This is a genomic window from Mannheimia bovis (assembly GCF_014541205.1).
In the GTDB taxonomy this organism is placed as follows: domain Bacteria; phylum Pseudomonadota; class Gammaproteobacteria; order Enterobacterales; family Pasteurellaceae; genus Mannheimia; species Mannheimia bovis.
On the sequence record NZ_CP061280.1, the window covers coordinates 1,533,735 to 1,553,895 of the forward strand.

The 20,161-nt window shown below is 38.5% G+C and carries 18 protein-coding genes; 7 read left to right on the forward strand and 11 right to left on the reverse strand.

Features of this window, described 5'->3' with window-relative positions; all coding sequences use genetic code 11:
* The first annotated feature begins 34 nt into the window (after nt 1–34).
* Complete coding sequence (gene epmB, locus ICJ55_RS07650) at nt 35–1,027, forward strand: EF-P beta-lysylation protein EpmB (RefSeq protein WP_188156269.1); 993 nt, start codon at nt 35–37, stop codon at nt 1,025–1,027.
* An 84-nt stretch (nt 1,028–1,111) separates the two neighbouring features.
* Here epmB and asnS read toward each other — a convergent pair whose 3' ends face one another.
* Nucleotides 1,112–2,515, reverse strand: coding sequence for an asparagine--tRNA ligase (asnS, locus tag ICJ55_RS07655; protein WP_188156270.1), 1,404 nt, complete (start codon nt 2,513–2,515; stop codon nt 1,112–1,114).
* Between the two features lie 410 nt (nt 2,516–2,925).
* Here asnS and sbcB point away from each other — a divergent pair, with 410 nt between their 5' ends.
* The 3 genes from sbcB to ICJ55_RS07670 are packed head-to-tail and all read left to right on the forward strand — an operon-like array spanning nt 2,926 to nt 5,892.
* On the forward strand, nt 2,926–4,470 hold the full coding sequence (gene sbcB, locus ICJ55_RS07660; protein WP_188156271.1) for an exodeoxyribonuclease I: 1,545 nt from the start codon (nt 2,926–2,928) through the stop codon (nt 4,468–4,470).
* 1 nt (nt 4,471) lies between these two features.
* The gene (locus tag ICJ55_RS07665; RefSeq protein ID WP_188156272.1) at nt 4,472–5,071 is read left to right on the forward strand and encodes a DNA glycosylase; all 600 of its coding nucleotides are present in this window, start codon (nt 4,472–4,474) and stop codon (nt 5,069–5,071) included.
* 2 nt (nt 5,072–5,073) lie between these two features.
* Nucleotides 5,074–5,892 carry a PHP domain-containing protein gene (locus ICJ55_RS07670; RefSeq protein WP_188156273.1) on the forward strand — a complete coding sequence of 273 codons (819 nt, stop codon included), beginning with the start codon at nt 5,074–5,076 and terminating at the stop codon, nt 5,890–5,892.
* A gap of 41 nt (nt 5,893–5,933) precedes the next feature.
* On the opposite strand, the gene ICJ55_RS07675 is transcribed toward ICJ55_RS07670, so the two are convergent.
* The 7 genes from ICJ55_RS07675 to efeO all read right to left on the reverse strand — a co-directional run bounded on the left by ICJ55_RS07675 (nt 5,934) and on the right by efeO (nt 12,362).
* Nucleotides 5,934–6,692: an iron ABC transporter ATP-binding protein gene (locus tag ICJ55_RS07675; protein ID WP_188156274.1), complete on the reverse strand. Its 759-nt coding sequence runs from the start codon at nt 6,690–6,692 to the stop codon at nt 5,934–5,936.
* A gap of 17 nt (nt 6,693–6,709) precedes the next feature.
* Nucleotides 6,710–7,609 (reverse strand): iron chelate uptake ABC transporter family permease subunit, encoded by a 900-nt coding sequence (locus tag ICJ55_RS07680; protein ID WP_188156275.1) that lies wholly within the window; start codon nt 7,607–7,609, stop codon nt 6,710–6,712.
* Nucleotides 7,610–7,640: 31 nt separating this feature from the next.
* Nucleotides 7,641–8,609 carry an ABC transporter permease gene (locus ICJ55_RS07685; protein ID WP_188156276.1) on the reverse strand — a complete coding sequence of 323 codons (969 nt, stop codon included), beginning with the start codon at nt 8,607–8,609 and terminating at the stop codon, nt 7,641–7,643.
* 90 nt (nt 8,610–8,699) lie between these two features.
* Nucleotides 8,700–9,599 carry a siderophore ABC transporter substrate-binding protein gene (locus ICJ55_RS07690; RefSeq protein ID WP_188156277.1) on the reverse strand — a complete coding sequence of 300 codons (900 nt, stop codon included), beginning with the start codon at nt 9,597–9,599 and terminating at the stop codon, nt 8,700–8,702.
* Nucleotides 9,600–9,710: 111 nt separating this feature from the next.
* Nucleotides 9,711–10,331 (reverse strand): Fe2+/Pb2+ permease, encoded by a 621-nt coding sequence (locus ICJ55_RS07695; RefSeq protein ID WP_188156278.1) that lies wholly within the window; start codon nt 10,329–10,331, stop codon nt 9,711–9,713.
* Nucleotides 10,332–10,341: 10 nt separating this feature from the next.
* Nucleotides 10,342–11,535, reverse strand: coding sequence for an iron uptake transporter deferrochelatase/peroxidase subunit (efeB, locus tag ICJ55_RS07700; protein ID WP_188156279.1), 1,194 nt, complete (start codon nt 11,533–11,535; stop codon nt 10,342–10,344).
* An 11-nt stretch (nt 11,536–11,546) separates the two neighbouring features.
* Entirely contained in the window at nt 11,547–12,362 is an 816-nt protein-coding gene (efeO, locus tag ICJ55_RS07705; RefSeq protein WP_188156280.1) for an iron uptake system protein EfeO, read from the reverse strand.
* A 171-nt stretch (nt 12,363–12,533) separates the two neighbouring features.
* Here efeO and uvrB point away from each other — a divergent pair, with 171 nt between their 5' ends.
* Complete coding sequence (gene uvrB / locus ICJ55_RS07710; RefSeq protein WP_188156281.1) at nt 12,534–14,552, forward strand: excinuclease ABC subunit UvrB; 2,019 nt, start codon at nt 12,534–12,536, stop codon at nt 14,550–14,552.
* A gap of 158 nt (nt 14,553–14,710) precedes the next feature.
* Here uvrB and ICJ55_RS07715 read toward each other — a convergent pair whose 3' ends face one another.
* Nucleotides 14,711–15,541 carry a DUF6216 family protein gene (locus ICJ55_RS07715; RefSeq protein ID WP_188156282.1) on the reverse strand — a complete coding sequence of 277 codons (831 nt, stop codon included), beginning with the start codon at nt 15,539–15,541 and terminating at the stop codon, nt 14,711–14,713.
* A 109-nt stretch (nt 15,542–15,650) separates the two neighbouring features.
* Between ICJ55_RS07715 and ICJ55_RS07720 the strand changes: the two genes are divergently transcribed.
* Both ICJ55_RS07720 and ICJ55_RS07725 read left to right on the forward strand, forming a co-directional pair.
* The gene (locus ICJ55_RS07720) at nt 15,651–16,406 is read left to right on the forward strand and encodes a TatD family hydrolase (RefSeq protein WP_188156283.1); all 756 of its coding nucleotides are present in this window, start codon (nt 15,651–15,653) and stop codon (nt 16,404–16,406) included.
* 14 nt (nt 16,407–16,420) lie between these two features.
* Nucleotides 16,421–17,320 (forward strand): DMT family transporter, encoded by a 900-nt coding sequence (locus ICJ55_RS07725; protein WP_188156284.1) that lies wholly within the window; start codon nt 16,421–16,423, stop codon nt 17,318–17,320.
* Nucleotides 17,321–17,383: 63 nt separating this feature from the next.
* Here the strand turns inward: ICJ55_RS07725 and ICJ55_RS07730 are convergent, their stop codons facing one another.
* Nucleotides 17,384–18,154 carry a Nif3-like dinuclear metal center hexameric protein gene (locus tag ICJ55_RS07730; RefSeq protein ID WP_188156285.1) on the reverse strand — a complete coding sequence of 257 codons (771 nt, stop codon included), beginning with the start codon at nt 18,152–18,154 and terminating at the stop codon, nt 17,384–17,386.
* Between the two features lie 72 nt (nt 18,155–18,226).
* Entirely contained in the window at nt 18,227–20,149 is a 1,923-nt protein-coding gene (locus ICJ55_RS07735) for a MacB family efflux pump subunit (protein ID WP_188156286.1), read from the reverse strand.
* Between the last annotated feature and the right edge of the window lie 12 nt (nt 20,150–20,161).

Here is a 20,161-nt window from a genome sequence, read left to right on the forward strand (position 1 = left end):
TGGGCAGGCATAAAGCCTGCCCCTACTTTCTCAAATGCAATCAATTCAAATCAAACCAGTTTGGCTGGCTGAACTTGCTCAAGCCTTTAATAATCCTATCGATTTACTGCAATTTCTCGAACTCAATCCTACCGATTTTGAGGAAGATATAGTTGCTCGCAAATTATTTGCTCTCAGAGTGCCAAGAGCCTTTGCTGAAAAAATGGAAAAGGGTAATCCGGGAGACCCGCTTTTTCTACAAGTGATGTCATCACAACAAGAGTTTATTGAGCAAGAAGGATTTGTTGCTGATCCGTTAGAAGAACAGCAAAGCCCGGCTCCGAATATTTTGCATAAGTATCATAACCGTTTGTTATTTATGGTAAAAAACAGTTGTGCTATTAACTGCCGTTACTGTTTTCGCCGCCATTTTCCGTATGATGAAGTAAAAAGCGGGAAAATGGTGTGGCAACAAAGTTTGAAGTACATAGCCGAACATACAGAACTAGAAGAAGTGATTTTTTCAGGTGGTGATCCATTAATGGCAAAAGATCAGGAATTGGATTGGTTGTTAGATAAGTTAGAACAAATTCCACACATCAAAACATTGCGTATTCATTCTCGGCTTCCTGTGGTCATTCCTAGTCGAATTACGCCAGAATTATGTGAACGGTTATCACAATCTCGTTTGAATGTCGTGTTGGTTACTCATATTAACCACGCAAATGAAATTGATGATGTTTTTGCGGAAAAAATGGCTCAACTTAAAAAAGTCGGCGTTGTATTGCTGAACCAATCGGTAATGTTAAAAGGCGTAAATGATGATGCCAAAACCCTAAAAGCCTTGAGTAATAAGCTATTTGAATACGGTATTTTGCCTTATTATCTTCACTTATTTGATAAAGTTGCAGGAGCAAGCCATTTTTATATTGAAGATGAAAAAGCGATTGCCATTTATCGAGAACTGCAAAAAGTCACATCGGGCTACCTTGTGCCCAAATTAGCAAGAGAAATAGCGAAAGAACCGAATAAAACATTGAAAGGGTAGTGATGAATACAAAAGGCGAAAACGTAAAATTTTCGCCTTTTTTGACCGCTTGCAAGCGGTTGCTTTTATCTAATTTCTTGCAAATTAGAAGTTTGCATTGCGTGGAGCACGAGGGAATGGGATTACATCACGAATGTTTTGTAAACCTGTTACATACACGATTAAACGCTCGAAGCCTAAGCCGAAACCTGAGTGCGGTACAGTCCCGTATTTGCGTAAATCACGGTACCACCAGTAATCTTCAGGGTTTAAGCCCATTTCGTTCATACGTTTATCCAATACTTCTAAACGCTCTTCACGTTGTGAACCGCCGATGATTTCACCGATGCCCGGAGCTAATACGTCCATTGCAGCTACAGTTTTACCGTCTTCATTTAAACGCATATAGAAGGCTTTAATGTCTTTCGGATAGTTTTTCACAACCACCGGCGATTTAAAGTGTTCTTCTGCTAAATAACGCTCGTGTTCAGATGAAAGGTCGATACCCCATTCCACAGGGAATTCAAACGCTTTACCTGATTTTAATAAAATCTCAATAGCATCGGTATAATCTACTTGAGCGAATGGTGCGTTAATAAAGTTCTCTAAACGGCTTATCGCATCTTTATCCACGTGTTTAACGAAGAATTCCATATCATCTTTACGCTCGGTAAGTACCGCACGGAAAACGTATTTCAACATATCTTCCGCTAATTTAGCATTATCGTTTAGATCTGCGAAAGCAACTTCAGGTTCCATCATCCAGAACTCTGCCAAGTGGCGGGTGGTGTTGGAGTTTTCCGCACGAAAAGTCGGACCGAAAGTATAAACTTTACTTAATGCACAAGCGTAAGTTTCCGCATTTAACTGACCTGATACGGTTAAGAATGACTCTTTACCGAAGAAATCTTGGTTGAAATCCACTTTGCCGTTTTCACCACGTGGTAAGTTTTCTAAATCAAGCGTAGAAACACGAAACATTTCGCCTGCACCTTCTGTGTCTGATGCAGTAATCACAGGAGTTGCAACCCAGTAGAAACCTTGTTCGTGGAAGAAACGGTGGATTGCTTGAGCCAAACAGTGGCGAACACGGGCTACCGCACCGATTAAATTTGTGCGAGGGCGTAAGTGTGCTACTTCACGCAAATACTCAATTGAGTGGCGTTTTGCTGCCATTGGGTAAGTATCAGGATCTTCTACCCAACCAACAACCTCTACATTTGTTGCTTGCAACTCAACAGCTTGACCTTCTGCCGGCGATTCCACCACTTTACCTGTAACAATAACAGAGCAACCTGCGGTTAAACGCAGTACTTCGTCATTATAATTTGGTAAATCGTTGTTAATGATTGCTTGGATTGGGTCAAAGCACGAACCGTCATACACGGCTAAGAAAGATAAACCGGCTTTTGAATCACGGCGGGTACGCACCCAGCCACGTACTGCAACCTCTTCACCTACTGCAACTTTGCCAGATAGGATTTCCGAAACTGTTGGAAATTTAGACATTTAATACCTCAAATTTTTCTTGTAAGCTCTTTTAAGAAAAGAATATTTAATATTCTACAAGAAAATAGGGGGAAATATAATAATTTTACGGAATTATTTGAAAATTTGTTGGTCTATATAAACATTGCAAGCAGTTGGATCTGGATTTGCTTAGTTTTAAAAAATTTTTAATTTTTTAATGAACTTTTGTTCAGTGAGTTAGTCTGAGTATATGTAACAGATTTATGCAAGTTTTTTTCATTAATTTCCTTAGGTAAGACCTCCGCCCCTTTTCGCTGTTTTGATTAGGGGCTTTTTTTTATATTAAACGATTTGCAAATTTTTACTGAAAAACAACCGCTTGTATTTCTCCCTCTCTTTTATGTTATCTGTGGTACAATCTTTCTAATTTTATCTAATCAATAATTCCAATGAGTAAATCATTTTCTTTTTTCTTTTACGACTATGAGAGTTTTGGGGTAAGTCCGGCTCACGATAGACCGGCTCAGTTTGCGGGTATTCGTACTGATGAAGAGTTTAATATCATCGGTGAGCCAGTAATGTTTTTCTGTAAGCAAACGCCAGACTATTTACCAAGCCCTGAAGCCGTTATGGTAACTGGTATTACACCGCAACAATGTAACGCTGAGGGAGTGTCTGAACCTGAGTTTGCTGCTCGTATTCACGCAGAATTTAGCCAGCCAAATACTTGTACCATCGGCTATAACAATATCCGTTATGACGATGAAATGACCCGCTACACTTTTTTTCGCAATTTTTACGATCCGTATGAATACAGTTGGAAAAACGGTAATTCTCGTTGGGATTTATTGGATTTAGTAAGGGCTTGTTATGCGTTGCGTCCGGAAGGCATTGAGTGGTCAAAAGATGAAAATGGAATGCCGAGCTTTAAACTAGAGAATTTAACTAAAGCAAACGGTATTGCTCACGAAAATGCTCACGATGCGATGTCGGATGTGTACGCTACCATTGCGATGGCGAAATTAATTAAGGAAAAACAGCCGAAATTATTCAATTTTTTCTTCAATCTACGCAGTAAAAAAGAAGTGGAGAAACTGATTGATACAGGCGAAATGACACCGCTCGTTCACGTTTCGGGAATGTTAGGGAATTATCGGGGTAATACCGCTTGGGTTGTGCCATTGGCTTGGCATCCTACTAATCAAAATGCGGTGATTGTGTGTGATTTATCGGGCGATATGAATGGTTTGCTCAATGAAAATGCTGAAATTCTACGCCAACGCCTATATACCAAACGTGAGGAGTTAGCTGATAACGAGCTACCTGTGCCATTAAAATTAGTGCATATCAATAAATGCCCGATTTTAGCTCCTGCAAAAACCTTGCTACCTGAAAATGCAGAGCGATTAGGCATTGATAGAGCATTATGTTTAGAAAATTTGAAGGCATTAAAAGCACATAAATCGTTGGTTCGAGAAAAAGTGTTGGAAATCTTTAATGATGAACGCACATTTGAGCCTTCAGCCAATGTAGAAACGACACTTTATGACGGTTTTTTCTCAACTGCGGATAAAAACAATATGACAATTTTACGCTCCTTGCCACCTGAAAGTTTAGCGGATCACGGATTAAAATTTGAAGATCCTCGAGTGGAGCAACTTTTATTCCATTATCGAGCAAGGCATTATTCACAAACTCTGACAAGAGCAGAGCAGATTAAATGGCAGAAATATTGCCACCAACAGATTGATGCAAAAGCCGAACAGTTTGCGAACGCTATTGATGCTTTGTTCCAGCAACATCACGATAATCCGGAAATAGTAAAATTATTGGAAAATCTGACCGCTTACGCTGAACAAATCTCACAAAAACAGACTGTGGTTTATGCTAAAAATAGCGAAGATGAAACGCTAGTGAGCGATTTGAATAAAGTAGCAGAGCAACCATTAGATAAAGCAGACAAATTAAAGTTATTAAAGGAATTAATCAAATAGAATGGAAATACTTGAATTAGAACATCATCCTTTTGATCCGATTTTACCGGAACAAGCGACCGTTGTAATGATGGGAACTTTTCCGCCAACATCAGAGAAACGCTGTATGGAGTTTCACTATCCGAATTTCCAAAATGATATGTGGCGGATAATGGGTAAAATCTTTTTTGGTGATGTGGATTACTTTCGAGTGAATGATGAAAAGCGTTTTGATCCTATTCGCATTGAAGCCTTTTTGCGAGAAAAAGGTATTGCACTTTGTTCTTCCGCTAAAACGGCAATTCGCTTAAAAGGTAATGCGGCGGATAAAGATCTCAAAATTGTTGAACCTGTAGATATGAACGAATTGTTAGCCCAATTGCCAAAAATGAAATGGCTGTTTACTACAGGCGGTTTAGCTACAGATGTGTTATTAGACCTGCTTTCAGAAAAAATCAAAGCCCCGAAAACTAATGAATGGGTAGTGTATCCTTATTCTAAATCAAGGGAACTTTATTTATACAGATTACCTTCTACCTCAAGAGCTTACCCATTAAGTTTGGAGAAAAAAACAGAAGCCTATCGACAATTTTTTATTCAAGCAGGGCTTATTAAGGATTAACAATGAAATACGATTTACATTCCCATAGCACAGCCTCTGATGGAGTGCTTTCCCCCACGGAATTAGTACAACGAGCGGTTGAACAAGGTGTTGAAATGCTTGCTTTGACTGATCACGATACTATTTCCGGCATTTGTGAAGCAAAAAAATTTGCCCAAACACAACCAATCAAATTTATCTCGGGTGTCGAAATCTCGGTACTATGGCAAGATAAAAGTATTCATTTGGCAGCTTTAAATATTGATGAAAATAATAAGAAATTAATTCAATTTTTGGATAATCAAGCCAAATTGCGTGAAGAACGAGCGGTCGAAATTGGCGAAAAATTAGCAAAAGCAGGCATTCCAAACGCTTATGAAGGTGCAAAAGCTCTTGCTTCAGGTGAAGTAACTCGGGCTCATTATGGGCGTTTTTTATATGAACAAGGACACGTTCGCAACATTGAACACGCTTTTAAACGTTATTTAGGAATGGGAAAACCTGCTTACGTTAAGCCTATGTGGAGCAGTTTAGAAGAAGCAGTTCAAATAACACACAATGCAGGCGGAGTTATTAATATCGCCCACCCACTACGTTATAAAATGACTGCACGTTGGATTCGCCGTTTGATTGTTGATTTCAAACTAGCAGGCGGAGATGGCATTGAAGTTTCAGGCTGCGGACAAACCCCAGACCAACGGCAATTGCTTACCCGCTGGGCAAAAGAATTTGATTTATATGGTTCGGTTGGCTCTGATTTCCATTACCCAACAGGCTGGATTGAACTCGGCAGAAGTTTAGAACTGCCAAAAGAGTGCAAGCCTATTTGGGAGCTGTTTTAATTTTATAGACAGGTGTCGTTACCTATCTCTTCCGTAAACTGTTAGATATGATGAATAACTAAGGGTTTTCCTTGATATTCCACAACGTCAGCGTCAAGATTAAATACGGCTTTCAGATTTTCATTTGTAATAATTTGTTGTGGAGAGCCTATCTTTTCAATAGTGCCGTTTTTCATTGCCACAATGGTATCTGCATAAGCGGCAGCAATGTTAATATCGTGAACTACCATTACTACGGTTAGTGCTAGTTCATCAGTTAATTGACGTAGTAGTTTCATTAATTCACGAGCGTGAAACATATCCAAATTATTAAGTGGTTCATCTAATAAAATATAATTAGTCTGTTGGCAAAAAGTCATTGCAATTAACGCTCTCTGACGTTGCCCGCCAGATAATTCATTTAAGAAACGATGAGAAAAATCAACTAAATCAAAGCGTTCAAGGGCTTCTTCCACAATATTTTGGTCTTGTTGTGTTATTCTGCCTTGATGATGAGGATAACGCCCGAACATTAGTAAATCTTTTACTGTGATTCTGCTATGGATAACATTGTCTTGCGTTAGAATTGCTAACTGCTTAGCCACTTTTTGAGAAGGCGTTTTTGCAATATTAAGATTATTTAAGTGAATTTCGCCTTCTTGAATATCTTTTAAACGTGCAATAAGGGAAAGTAAGGTTGATTTGCCCGCTCCATTTGCTCCGATTAATGCAGTAATACCGCCATTTGGAATAGTTAAATTGATATTATTTAAAATGGTAGTGTTACCAATTTTATGGTAAATATTTTTTACTGTTATCATTTTATTCCTTATTAATATTATTTTTTCCGTTTTAAAATGAGATAGATAAAGACAATTCCCCCTACAAACTCAATCACTACACTGAGTACACCTTGCATTTTCAGTACTTGCTCAAAAATGGCTTGCCCTAAAATAAGCGTAATCGCCGAAACTAAAAACGTCATCGGAATGCGTACACTGTGGTGAATGGTTGGAGTAATTGCATTAACAATCGCACAAACCAGTAATCCTAAGAATAGAATAGGTCCAACTAATGCGGTTGAAATTGAAACTAACAACGCGCAGCAGATGAGTAATTGGCGAGAAAAACGGGAGTATTCTAATCCAAGTCCAACTGCTTTATCTTGACCTAACAAGAGAATATCTAACTTATGCCTTTGCCTCCAAATCCAAATAGAAGAAGCAAACGCAATACCCGAACCAATCCAAAGTAGAGAAGGTGTTGTGATATTAAATGAGGCAAATGATGAGCCTTGAGCAACAGCAAATTCTGTTGGATCAATCATTCGTTGTAATAAATTATTTAAACTTCTAAACATAACCCCAAAAATGACCCCAATTAAAATCATTCGGGGCAAATCTGATTTATTTTGAGTTAATGAGCTAAACAGTAATAAAGATGCTCCTAACATTAGCAATGTTTCAAAGAAAAATTTATGACTAGGATCAAGTTGAGTAAAGCCTATTCCACCAAAAAAGAAGACTAATGATGTTTGCAATAGTAAGTAAAGTGCATCAAAACCTAAAATGCTGGGTGTTAATATAGGATTATGCGTAAGCGTTTGGAATAATAAGGTTGAAACTCCAATCGTATAGGCAATAGTACAGAGTAAAATTAATTTTTTACCTCGAAAAGTTAGAATGAAATCCCAACTCCCTTTGGCATTATAAGTAAGGTAAAAGAGTATGGATAACATTAAACTAAGGACTAAAATAATAAAACGAGATTTAACCACGATATTTTCCTTCAATACGTTTTTCTCTTATTAATAAATAGAGGAAAATAACAGTTCCAACAATACCAAAAATAGTGGATATCGGCACTTCATAAGGGGCATTAATTGAACGCCCTAAAATATCACAAAAGAGCACCAAGTTTGCACCCAATACCACCACAGTAGGCAGATTTTGGCGTAGTCTATCACCGGCAATACGAGAAACAATATTAGGTACAACCAAACCAATAAAAGGGATTTGCCCAACGGTTACCACGACGATAGAGATAATCATCGCAACAACGATCAACGCCAACCACGTCATTTGTTTATAATTTATGCCTAAATTTGTACTAATATTCTCGCCTAGCCCGGCAATCGTTAATTTATCTGCCATCACATATACAACCACTGCTAAAATTGCAGTAAGCCAGAGTAATTCATAGCGACCAGCTAAAATGCCCGAGAAGTCGCCTGAGAACCAAACAGATAAAACTTGTAGGCTATCGTTTTCGTAAGCAATATAAGTGGAAATTGCTTCAATCACATTGCCAAATACAATGCCGATTAATGGTAACATTAATTGCTGGTAAGGCGGTAAGTTACGAATAAGTAGTATAAAAATACTGATTCCGATTAATGTGCTGACTGTAGCAATAGACATTTTCAGCATCAATGTAGAGGCTGGAAACATTAAGCTCGCAATAAGAATACCAATAGCTGCACTTTGGCTTGCTCCAATCATACTTGGCTCAATAAAGCGGTTTTTTAAGACGATCTGCAATACCATTCCCGCAACGGCGAGCGTTGCTCCTACTAACAATACCGCAAGAGTTCTTGGTAAACGGCTGACAAAAAAGAGCTTACTTTGCTCGGCAGAGCTGAATATCTCACTCCAGTTAAAATCAGCAACACCCACACTGGTACTGATTGGAATGAGTAACAATAAAATAAGAAGATTTAATCTAAAAAAAGAGAACATAAGATATAAATGCAAGCGGTCATTTTTTACTGATTTTTTGCAATACAAAGATGCAAAATTCTTATAAAAAACGACCGCTTGTAAGGTTAATTATTTTTTCTCAAACGCTGATTTAATGGTCTGTAAGTCGGTTTTCATTTGCTCATAGCCACCCGGTGCTAAATATGATGCACCGCTTAAATAAACGACATTACCGTTTTTCCAAGCTTTAGTTTGGCGGATTAATTCATTATCTAATACTTGTTGAGCAGATTGTCCTTCTTGACCGATAGCCGCAATACGATCCAGTACAAATAACCAATCAGGATTTAACTTTTGAATAAATTCAAATGAAATCGGCTGACCGTGTCCTGCATTTTTAATGCTTGCATCCGCCATTGGAATACCTAAGTTCTCGTGAATCCAACTTAAACGATAACCTGAACCGAATGCTGAAATTTTACCACCGTTCACCAGAACAATAAGTCCATTTCCTTTATTTTTTACCGCATTTTTTGTTTGCTCAAGTAATGTATTAATTTCGGTTTTAAGTTTTTCAGCCTCAGCTTCTTTATTAAATAATTTGCCGAAAGAATCGATACGTTGTAACCCACTTTCGATGAGTTTATCGCCATTATCAGTCATATCAATGGTTTTTGAGATTTGACTTACCTCATCAAATTTTTTTGCACTGCGAGTACCTACAATGATTAAATCAGGTTGTAAACTATGCAAGGCTTCTAAATTTGGCTCAAATAAAGTACCGACATTAGTTGCTTTTTCAGCACTTGTTTTTAAATAAGGAATCACTTTAACCTCTGGCATAGCGTCAATTTTTACGCCTAAGGCTTGTAAAGTATCAAGGCTGCCTGTATCAAATACCGCAATTTTAGCCGGACTTTCGCTAAAGGTAACATCGCCACGAGCAGTTGGAATGGTAATTTCTTTTCCAAGTGCTGAGCCGGTAAATAATGCTATTGTGGTTAACGTAAATAGTGCTTTTTTGAACATTAAACAACTCCCTGTTTATTGAAAATAATTCTCAAATATTTTAACTTAAATTGAAGCAATATAGAAGTTAAAACAATATTCAAAATAGTAAATTCTGAAAGTCTCATCAGATTATTTAACGTCAAGTTGGTTGAATTCTGCCATTACAATACCTAGCTCTTCCGCAAGTTTGTCTATTTTGATTAAATCAGCTTTTTCTGAATTAACTGTAATTCGCAGTAAACCGAGAATTCGTTCAAATTTGCCATAATGTGTTAAGCTGATTTCTCTCACCGCCTTTTCGTGTTTTGCCCAATTTTGACCAAACTGACGAGCTGCTTTTTTAATGTTTGTGAGATCTTTGGATTGTATGGCGGCTTTTAGCTCCATATACAGTGGTGTCATTTTTGCGATGAAATCTTGATGTTTTGCACCATAATTGACAGGATTTTGCTCCTTTTCAAAGGAGTAGAGATTTTTTGCCAGCTGTTCTAAGGTCTCTACATTCGGGCTATCAATGGCTACTTTCAGTGAGTTTTTCACTTGAATGCCGGCAATAGAATCGTTTTGTTCAAGGTTTAAAAAATGTTGCTGTAAAGCGGTCAAATTTTGCTGAGATTTTGCAATTTCGCCCTTTTTCGCTTCTGCCATTGCATCAGAAAGTTGCACGAATAAAGGGCTAACATCAACTTTAGCCAGAATGCTATTTGCTGAGAAAAGCAACGAAATAAATAACCAATTCTTCCATTTCATTTGTTCTTCCTTAAATTGCATCAAAAAGGGCTTTGCCTAAGTAGTCGTTTTCATCTTTTACACCCGCAAAACAAGCAAATAAACCACTGCCGATATGCGTAATGTATTCATTCATTTTATCCACGTTGCCCAACGCATTTTGGATTTTGATAAACTGTTCAGGACTTTGCTGGAATGAAATAAACAGTAATCCCGCATCAAATTGTCCTTTATCATCAATACCGCTAGAGTAAGAGAATGAACGGCGGAGCATTTTTAACCCTGTTTTATTGGCAAGATGAGTATGGGAAATATCAGGAATAGCAAGATTACCTTTTTCATCTTTTTTGGTTAAATCTAAGGCATCAAATTCGTGCTGATGTCCAAGCCCGGCTCCGGAATCCCGATGGCGACCAAAGGTTTCTTCTTGTGAGCGGAGATGCGTGCGATCCCAAGTTTCTAAAAACATTTTAATACGGCGAACGGCTAGGTAAGAACCTCCTTCCAACCAACCACCTTGTACCCAAATGGTATTTTCCTGTTCTTTTAACGTATCAGCATTCGCTGTACCGTCTTTAAAACCAAACAGATTACGAGGTGTTCTCTCATCAATAAAAGAGTTAAATGCCATTTGCGACCAACGCATTTTTACCTCTCCTCGAGCCACACGAACTAAATTCCGCACTGCGTGGAAGGCAACTTGCGGATCGTTAGCACAGGCTTGAATGCAGATATCTCCGCCGGTATATTCAGCTTGAAGTTGATCTCGAGGGAAGTGGGGGAGATCTTTGAGTTCGGCAGGCTTTAATTTTTCAATACCTAATTTACTGAAAAAGCTCGGGCTAACACCAAAAGTTAATGTCAGATTTTGCGGCGATAAACTATCTGCCTCACCTGTATCATTAGGTGGGATAAACGCATTTTTACTATAAGGCTTCACGTTTTTACCTTGTGTGAGGTTATTGCTATAAGCTGTCCAGTTTTGGAAAATACTTTTCACTTTGGCAATGTCGTGAGTATCTAAATCCAATACCAAAAAGTAGATATGTTTTTGTGCCGGAGTAATAATACCTGCTTGATGTTCGCCATAAAATGGATGTTGATTTTCTGCATTTTGCGGGATTTGTCGTGATTCTAATGCAAAAACAGGAGCAGACAACAAGCCTGCTCCTACTAATGCGGAGTGTTTTAAGAAATCACGGCGAGAACGATTTTCTGCCATCATTTTTGCTCCGATTATTTACTTAAAAGTACACCTAATTGAGCTAATGGCTCACCCAGTTGGTTCACAGCTTCAGCTAATGCTTTGATATCTGCTTTTGAAAGGGTGTCATAGCCCACATAATCATAGCCACCTGTTTTGGACTTATTATGTTTTTCCAGCAAAGCATTTACAGCAGTAAACCGGCTTGCAATTTCAGCCGACAGTTTAGCGTCCACGTTGTCTAGCTGAGGTTTGAAAATTTGATAAATTTTCTCTGCACCCTCAATATTAGCTTTAAAATCATACAAATCTGTTTTGGAGAAAATTTCTTCCTCACCCGTCACTTTGGTAGTAGAAACTTCATTTAACAAATCTACCGCACCGGTAATCATTAGCTCAGGTGTAACTTCTGCGGTCGGAATTTTTGCACGCAGCTCTTTCACATCTTTTAATAGCTGATCCGCAGTTTCTTTCGTACCTTTGGTGGTGTTTTTCTCCCATAATACTTTTTCGATTTTATGGAAGCCGGACCAATCTTTTTCCGTTTTACCTTCTTCGGCTAAATCGGCTAGGCGAGCATCAATGCGAGGGTCTAGATCCCCAAAACTTTCTGCGATTGGCTCTGAACGCTCAAAATGCATTCTTGCAAGCGGGTAAATTTCTTTTGCTTTTTGCACATCACCTTTTTCTAGGTAACCAACAAATTTTTCTGTACCCGTTACTAATTGATCTATTTCCTCAATTACAAATTGTTTGTAAGTTTCGGTTTCTTTGCTTAAATCTAAAGCAAAAGCGTGGGTTGTAATAAAAAAGCTAGAAAGTGCGAAAGCAAGTTTGGTTAAACGCATAGTAAGTCTCCTTAAACAATATTTTGGCATAAATAATAATACTGTTGCGAACTATTCTCAAAAAGAAAATAAAAATTTTGTGAACTACTTCACATTTTAATTTGTAAATTTTTATCAAAAGAAGACCGCTTGCTTATGCTAGAATAAACTGATTTTTTAGGTAGGAACGATATGAGTAAACAGCAAAAATCTTTTATTCTCCACTCTCCTTTCAAACCTTCAGGCGATCAGCCGACTGCGATTGCAAAGCTCACCGAAGGCTTGAATGATGGATTGGCACACCAAACCTTACTCGGTGTAACGGGTTCGGGGAAAACATTCACGATTGCGAATGTCATTGCACAACTTAATCGCCCAGCGATGGTACTTGCTCCAAATAAAACGCTCGCGGCTCAGCTTTATGCTGAGATGAAAGCCTTTTTCCCTGAAAATGCGGTGGAATATTTCGTTTCCTACTATGATTACTATCAGCCCGAAGCCTATGTGCCGTCAAGCGACACCTTTATTGAGAAAGATGCCTCGATTAACGAGCAGATCGAGCAAATGCGACTTTCCGCTACCAAATCGTTTTTGGAACGCCGAGACACCATCGTAGTCGCTTCCGTTTCCGCCATTTACGGCTTGGGGGATGTTGATGCCTATATGCAGATGATGTTGCATTTGCAGGTGGGGGCGATGATCGGGCAGCGTGAAATTTTAAGCCGCCTTGCCGAATTACAATACACTCGCAACGATCAGGCATTTCAGCGTTCAACCTTCCGTGTACGTGGCGATGTGATTGATATTTACCCTGCCGAGAGTGATGAAGTGGCTTTAAGAGTTGAGTTGTTTGATGACGAAATCGAAAATCTCTCATTGTTTGACCCACTCACAGGGCATAGTTTAGGTAAAGTGCCTCGCTACACGATTTACCCGAAAACGCACTATGTTACGCCACGAGAACGAATTTTAGATGCGATTGAGCAGATTAAAGAAGAGCTTGCCGAACGCCGAACTTACTTTATTCAAGAAAATAAATTGCTGGAAGAGCAACGCATCGCTCAACGTACTCAGTTTGATATTGAGATGATGAACGAGCTAGGATACTGCTCAGGCATTGAAAACTATTCACGCTATTTGTCTGGAAGAAAAGAGGGCGAAGCACCGCCGACTTTGTTTGATTATATGCCGGCGGACGGTATTTTGGTGATTGATGAAAGCCACGTTACTGTGCCACAAATCGGCGGAATGTATCGAGGCGACCGAGCGAGAAAAGAAACTTTGGTACAGTATGGCTTCCGTTTGCCGTCTGCTCTTGATAACCGACCGTTGAAATTTGAAGAGTTTGAACGTCTTTCTCCACAAACGATCTATGTTTCAGCCACACCGGGAGCCTATGAATTAGAGAAAAATCCTGATGTTGTCGATCAGGTCGTTCGTCCGACAGGCTTACTCGACCCAATTATCGAAGTTCGCCCTGTTGCTACGCAAGTGGATGATTTACTTTCCGAAATTCACAAACGAGTAGCAGTGGACGAACGAGTGCTGGTTACGACGCTCACCAAAAAAATGGCGGAAGATTTAACCGATTATCTGGATGAGCACGGCGTGCGAGTGCGTTATTTACACAGCGACATCGATACCGTAGAGAGAGTAGAGATCATTCACGATCTTCGTATGGGAATGTTTGATGTGCTGGTCGGTATCAACTTACTGCGAGAAGGCTTGGATATGCCGGAAGTCTCGCTCGTTGCTATTCTCGACGCTGATAAAGAGGGCTTTTTACGTTCCGAACGCTCGCTTATCCAAACCATCGGACGAGCCGCCCGAAACCTCAACGGCAAAGCGATTCTCTACGGAGACCGCATTACCAACTCAATGCAAAAAGCGATTACGGAAACCGAACGCCGCCGTGAAAAACAGATGAAATATAATGAAGAAAACGGCATTGTGCCACAAGCATTGAACAAAAAAGTCGGCGAGTTGCTTGATATTGGACAATCCGACAAACCAAAACGAGGCAAACAAGCGGTCAAAAAAGCGGAAAATTCTGCAAACGACTACAAACCAAAATCCCGTAAGGAATTAGAAAAAGAGCTGAAAGTGTTGGAACAACAAATGCGGGAATTTGCAGCGAATTTAGAGTTTGAGAAGGCTGCGGCGACGAGGGATAAGTTGCAGCAGTTGAAGGCGGTTTTGTTGGAGGTTTAATATAAAACAGTAGGTTGGGCTGATCTTGCAGAAACCCAACACGATTTTTAAGAAGTTTTGTTGGGTTACGCTTTGCTAACTCAACCTACGAGCTACCCCAAATTCAGGATTTATGCGGAACTATTTTTTACTTGTATATCCCATCAATACAATTAGTGTTAAAGCCTTTGCTTTATTTTCTTTTTTATCATTCTATCTGCATCTAGTCGATTACCTAGGCTATATATGTATGATAACCATTGAAATAATATTACTGCAATTATAACTATAATCATAATGAATAAATTCTGTTGTGTGTTTATAGATGATTTTATGTATTCGTTATTCTTCTTATCAAGAATGATTTTACAAATTGTATTAATGTCATCAGATGAGTGATTTTCTTCTATGAATTGGCAGTGAGTATATTTTTCAGATGAATGTGATAGTGAGAATATCTCTTTCCAGTTAAATTTCCTAACATAATCATCTTTTAACCAATAATACTGTTGATTGCTTTTTAATTGTATTAGCAAGGATTCTCCAGTAGTATTGTTTATCATAAATGGCATTGTAATAAGTGATAACGAAAGAGTGAGTAAATAGACTATTAATAGTGTTATAAATTTATTTTTGCTCGGTACGTTAATCACTTTTAGTTCTTGAATGTCAAAATTATTTTTTAACTTCGATAATAGCTTATAATCTAGTTCATACTTCCTTACCCATGATTCGAATTCCTGTTTTTGTCGTAAACATATTGCATTTGTTTTATAGTAAAAATTGAACCGTTCTATTTCCATAATATCATTGATAAGTTCATTGTCTTTTTTATAGTTTTTATCATTCCCAATAAGTAAGATTAATAACCTATGGATTAAAGAAAAACTTGATTTCGCTCTATAAGTAAACACAAAGTAAAGTATTAAGATGAGCACTGCTATAAAGGCATAGTATAAAATATGGCTGTATTTTTCGGTTATGCTAAGTAAGTCAGATATTTTATTCATAACTGGATTAAGATAAGTTACAGAAAGATGTTTATATTATATATTTATAACTATTTAATTTTGAAATATTTTTTTAGTATTCTTATATTTATTTGTAAAAAAGTAACAAATGCTTTTCGATACCCACATCCATCTTGACCAATTTTTAGATCAAGAAATTAAACAAATTTTGCAGCAGCCTAATTTAGAAGGCGTTCTTGCTGTTGCAACGGATTTAGCGAGTTGTGAAAGATTATTGGCATTAAAAGAGCAGTATTCTAATCTCTACATTGCCGCAGGTTTTCACCCTGAGCAGGCATTACCTACGGAGAGTGAGATCGAAAAGTTATTCGATTTTATTGCAAAAAAGTATCAAAAATTGACCGCTTGTGGGGAAGTTGGGTTGCCGCATTATCTGAAGCGAGAAAATCCGGAATTAGATTATCAGCCTTATATTGATTTGTTAGAGCGTTTTATTGTGGCAAGCAAGCGGTATAATTTGCCGTTAAATTTGCATATTGTGTATGAGGATACGGAAATTGCCCTTGAATTGCTGGCAAGACATCAAATTCAAAAAGCCCATTTCCATTGGTTTAAAGCAAGTAATGAAACGTTGGAAAAATTGCTTTTAACCCCTTATTTTGTTAGTCTTACGCCCGATATTTTGACTAACCCGAAAACGCAAAAAGTCGCTCAGACGTTTCCGTTAGAACGGCTTTTAATTGAAACTGATGCCCCTTGGCAACACGAGGGATTTAAGCCTGTAGAAATTACTCTGCAACTCGTTGCCATAATCCAAAAACTAGCGGAAATTAAGCAGTTGCCAGAAAAAGTGGTGGCAGAACAGATCAGCCAAAATACGTATTCATTTTATCTCACTAAATAGAATTTATTAAATCTATGAAAAACCATCAACCGATTAAAGGGGCAATTGCAATTATCACCGCAGGTGTGTTGTTTGCCTGTATTAATACGCTTATTCCAAAGCTGACTTCCATCTCACCGATTGACTCTAGTGTGATTGCATTAGTGCAATATCTGATTGCGTTTGTGTTTCTTGTGCCAAGTATGAATAATGTCGGCTTTTTCTCATCATTAAAGACGGCACATTTTGGGCAACATTGTTTTCGTATTTTTCTTTCCGCAATCGGTATTCAGTGTTGGACAATGGCATTAGCTAACCAATTGCCGATTTGGCAAGGTATTGCCTTACTAATGACTTCGCCGCTCTTTGTAACTATTGGTTCGGGGGTATTTTTAAAAGAACAGGTCGGTAAAAGACGATGGATTGCCACTGCACTTGGTTTTGTAGGAGCAATGATTATTTTAGAGCCGTGGAGCGATAATTTTAACTTGATTGCATTATTACCACTTGCCGCAGCCTTTTTCTGGGCGGGCTATTCATTGATGGTTAAAAAACTTTCCCGTTATGACAGCCCAACAACAATGGTTGCTTATCTGTTTATCTTAATCACGCCGTTTAACTTGTTGATTGCTTTAACTAATCTTAGCCCAAGCGGATTTAGCCTTCCTTCGTGGAGTGATTTCGGCTTTTTAATTTTACTCGGTTTTTTAACCGCTCTCGCTCAATTAGCAGTAGCAAAAGCCTATAATTTAGCAGATGCTTCTTACATTCAACCGTTTGATTTTATTAAGTTACCGCTCAATGTATTAGCCGGCTGGCTCGTTTTTAACTGGGTACCGCCGGGCAAATTATGGCTAGGAGCTGCCATTATTATTGCTGCAACAGTTTATATTACTTATGTGGAAGGGAAGGAAAATAAGCGAACAAGCGGTTAAATTTTACATCTTGTTTGCAATTATCTTAAAAGGCGGACGTGTTAGTCCGCCTTTGTTTTTTACTTATGCAGGATTATCAATATCAATAAATTCTACTTCTAAGCCATATTGTTGAGCCAGCCATTCACCGAGAGCTTTTACGCCGTCTCGTTCTGTGGCGTGGTGTCCGCAGGCGAAGTAGTAAATGCCTTGTTCACGGGCAGAGTGAGTGGTTTGTTCGGAAATTTCGCCACTAATAAACGCATCGCAGCCTTTTTCAAAAGCGAGATCAATATAGCCTTGTCCGCCGCCTGAACAGATACCGATTTTTTTAATCAATTTTTGTGGTGATGAAGTAAATTCATTGCATAAAATAACGGTGCGTTGTAACGTTTTTTCGAGTTTTTGCTTCAGTTCTTCCGCAGAAATCGGTGTTTCTAATTCGCCATACATTGGAATAGAATTTGGGGTATTTTCTAAACCTTGTAAATTTATTACGCCTAAATGTTTCGCTAGTTGAGCGTTATTACCTAGTTCCGGGTGGATATCAAGGGGTAAATGGTAGCCAAACAGATTAATATCATTCACTAACAATTGCTTAATGCGTTTACCTTTCATACCACGAATGCACGGGTTTTCGCTTTTCCAAAAATAGCCGTGATGGACTAAAATCGCATCTGCATTTTTCTCAATTGCTTTTTCAATCAGAGGGAGTGAGGCAGTTACGCCGGTAATGATTTTTTTGATTTCTCTTTTGCCTTCAACTTGTAAACCGTTTGGAGCATAGTCATTAATTGCGGGGCTACTTAGTTTTGTGTTGAGAATTTGTTCTAGTTCAAGATTGGTTATTGTCATTAGTTTTTCCTTTTTATTCTGTAAATAAGCGGTAAAATTTTACAAAAATCTTACCGCTTGTGAAATTATTTATTATTCTTGGGCTAGTGCTGTAATCGGATTAAGTCTTGATGCATTACGAGCCGGAATATATCCAAATACAATGCCGATAAGGGTAGAGCAGAATACCGCAATAATGACAGATTCTGGCGAAAGAATCATTTTAAAGTTTGAGCCTAAATGATTAAACGCCCAAATAATGCTGCCTGCCAATAAAATACCAATTACGCCTCCAATCAAGCAAATTACAACAGCTTCAATCAGGAATTGTTGCAAAATATTGCGTTGTTTTGCTCCAATTGCCATTCGCACACCAATTTCACGGGTTCGTTCAGTTACTGAAACCAACATAATATTCATTACCCCAATACCGCCTACAATTAATGAGATAAGTGCAATAGAAGAAATCAGCAATGTCATCGTATTTGTGGTATCAGTGATGGTTTGTTTAATGCTATCACTATTAATAATAAAGAAATCTTTTTTACCGTGTCGGGCGGTGAGTAGCTCGGTAATGCTTTTTTCCGCCGTTTGGCTTTCAACATTATCTTTAATTTTAACGGTGAGAGAATCAATCTGCTTCGCTCCTGAAACACGTTGCATAATCGTACTATAAGGCGACCAAAGGGTCAGGCTGGTTTGATTCATCGCATTGGCTTGTTCAGCTACACCAATAATTTGAAGCGGTTTTTTATCCACTAAAATAATTTTGCCTTCTACCGGGGCAGGTAAGCCTAAGTCTTTTTGAGTGTTGGGATCTATCACTATTACTTGAGCAACATTTTTGACTTCTTCAGTAGTGAAAAAACGTCCTGAAATGAGTTTCAGCCCTTTTACGTCTATAAATTCTTCACCGACACCACGCACAGAGCCTGTTACCGCAGTATTGCCATAAATTAATGTTGCATTTACATTGCTTGATGGAGTAGTACTTTCAACGTAATTTTGCCGACTTAGTGCTAACGCATCGCTAACCGTTAGGTTTTTAGTAAGATTTGCCCGTCGGTCGCCAAAGCCTGTACCGTTGAGAATATCCATTGTATTTGTACCTAAACTATTGATATTCGCAAGAATTTGCTGCTGCGAGCCTTGTCCTAATGCGACAACGGAAATAACAGAGGCAATGCCAATAATAATGCCAAGCATCGTGAGCAACGCCCGCATTTTATGAGCTAAAATAGCACTACTCGCCATTTTGAAAGATTCGATTAATTGATCGATAAATCGAGGTTGTTTATGAGGCGTTTTACTAAGTTTGAGTTCAGTAGAATAGGGCTTTTGACGTTCATCTCGAATAATTTCACCATCTTTAATTTCAACTACGCGGCTGGATTGAGCAGCAATGTTAGGATCGTGAGTAACCATAATAATGGTATGACCCTCTTGGTGTAGATCCCGTAAAATTTCCAATACCGTTTCGCCACTTTTGGAATCTAATGCCCCTGTGGGCTCATCGGCTAAAATAATCTCACCACCGTTCATTAATGCACGAGCAATACTGACACGTTGCTGTTGTCCTCCTGATAGTTCATTGGGGCGATTGCGTATTTTATCATCTAATCCCAGTTTAGCTAATAAATTATCGGCACGTTGTTTGCGAGATGTGGTATCCATTCCTGCATAAATGGCGGGTAGAGCTACATTTTCATTGGCTGTAAGAGCAGGCAATAGATTATAGCGTTGGAAAATAAAACCGAATTTACGTTGGCGTAGGTCAGAAAGCTCATCAGCAGTCATTTGCTGGGTTTCTTTTCCACCAATACGGCAAATGCCTGAACTAGCGGTATCTAAACAACCGATGATATTCATCAAAGTGGATTTGCCGGAGCCTGAAGCTCCAATAATGGCAACAAAATCACCTTGTTCTATGGTAAGGTTAATATTTTTTAAAATATGGGCTTGGTTTTCTCCCAAGCCGAAATATTTATTCAGATTTTCAATTTCGATTAACTTCATACAAGCGGTCGT

Excerpts from the sequence above, each read along its gene's own strand:
- ICJ55_RS07670 (WP_188156273.1), top strand. The coding sequence starts at position 5,074 with ATGAAATACGATTTACATTCCCATAGCACAGCCTCTGATGGAGTGCTT.
- ICJ55_RS07715 (WP_188156282.1), bottom strand. The coding sequence starts at position 15,541 with ATGAATAAAATATCTGACTTACTTAGCATAACCGAAAAATACAGCCAT.
- ICJ55_RS07665 (WP_188156272.1), top strand. The coding sequence starts at position 4,472 with ATGGAAATACTTGAATTAGAACATCATCCTTTTGATCCGATTTTACCG.
- ICJ55_RS07680 (WP_188156275.1), bottom strand. The coding sequence starts at position 7,609 with ATGTTATCCATACTCTTTTACCTTACTTATAATGCCAAAGGGAGTTGG.
- asnS (WP_188156270.1), bottom strand. The coding sequence starts at position 2,515 with ATGTCTAAATTTCCAACAGTTTCGGAAATCCTATCTGGCAAAGTTGCA.
- epmB (WP_188156269.1), top strand. The coding sequence starts at position 35 with ATGCAATCAATTCAAATCAAACCAGTTTGGCTGGCTGAACTTGCTCAA.
- uvrB (WP_188156281.1), top strand. The coding sequence starts at position 12,534 with ATGAGTAAACAGCAAAAATCTTTTATTCTCCACTCTCCTTTCAAACCT.
- ICJ55_RS07735 (WP_188156286.1), bottom strand. The coding sequence starts at position 20,149 with ATGAAGTTAATCGAAATTGAAAATCTGAATAAATATTTCGGCTTGGGA.
- ICJ55_RS07675 (WP_188156274.1), bottom strand. The coding sequence starts at position 6,692 with ATGATAACAGTAAAAAATATTTACCATAAAATTGGTAACACTACCATT.
- ICJ55_RS07695 (WP_188156278.1), bottom strand. The coding sequence starts at position 10,331 with ATGAAATGGAAGAATTGGTTATTTATTTCGTTGCTTTTCTCAGCAAAT.
- ICJ55_RS07720 (WP_188156283.1), top strand. The coding sequence starts at position 15,651 with ATGCTTTTCGATACCCACATCCATCTTGACCAATTTTTAGATCAAGAA.
- ICJ55_RS07690 (WP_188156277.1), bottom strand. The coding sequence starts at position 9,599 with ATGTTCAAAAAAGCACTATTTACGTTAACCACAATAGCATTATTTACC.
- efeB (WP_188156279.1), bottom strand. The coding sequence starts at position 11,535 with ATGATGGCAGAAAATCGTTCTCGCCGTGATTTCTTAAAACACTCCGCA.
- ICJ55_RS07725 (WP_188156284.1), top strand. The coding sequence starts at position 16,421 with ATGAAAAACCATCAACCGATTAAAGGGGCAATTGCAATTATCACCGCA.
- efeO (WP_188156280.1), bottom strand. The coding sequence starts at position 12,362 with ATGCGTTTAACCAAACTTGCTTTCGCACTTTCTAGCTTTTTTATTACA.
- ICJ55_RS07730 (WP_188156285.1), bottom strand. The coding sequence starts at position 18,154 with ATGACAATAACCAATCTTGAACTAGAACAAATTCTCAACACAAAACTA.
- ICJ55_RS07685 (WP_188156276.1), bottom strand. The coding sequence starts at position 8,609 with ATGTTCTCTTTTTTTAGATTAAATCTTCTTATTTTATTGTTACTCATT.
- sbcB (WP_188156271.1), top strand. The coding sequence starts at position 2,926 with ATGAGTAAATCATTTTCTTTTTTCTTTTACGACTATGAGAGTTTTGGG.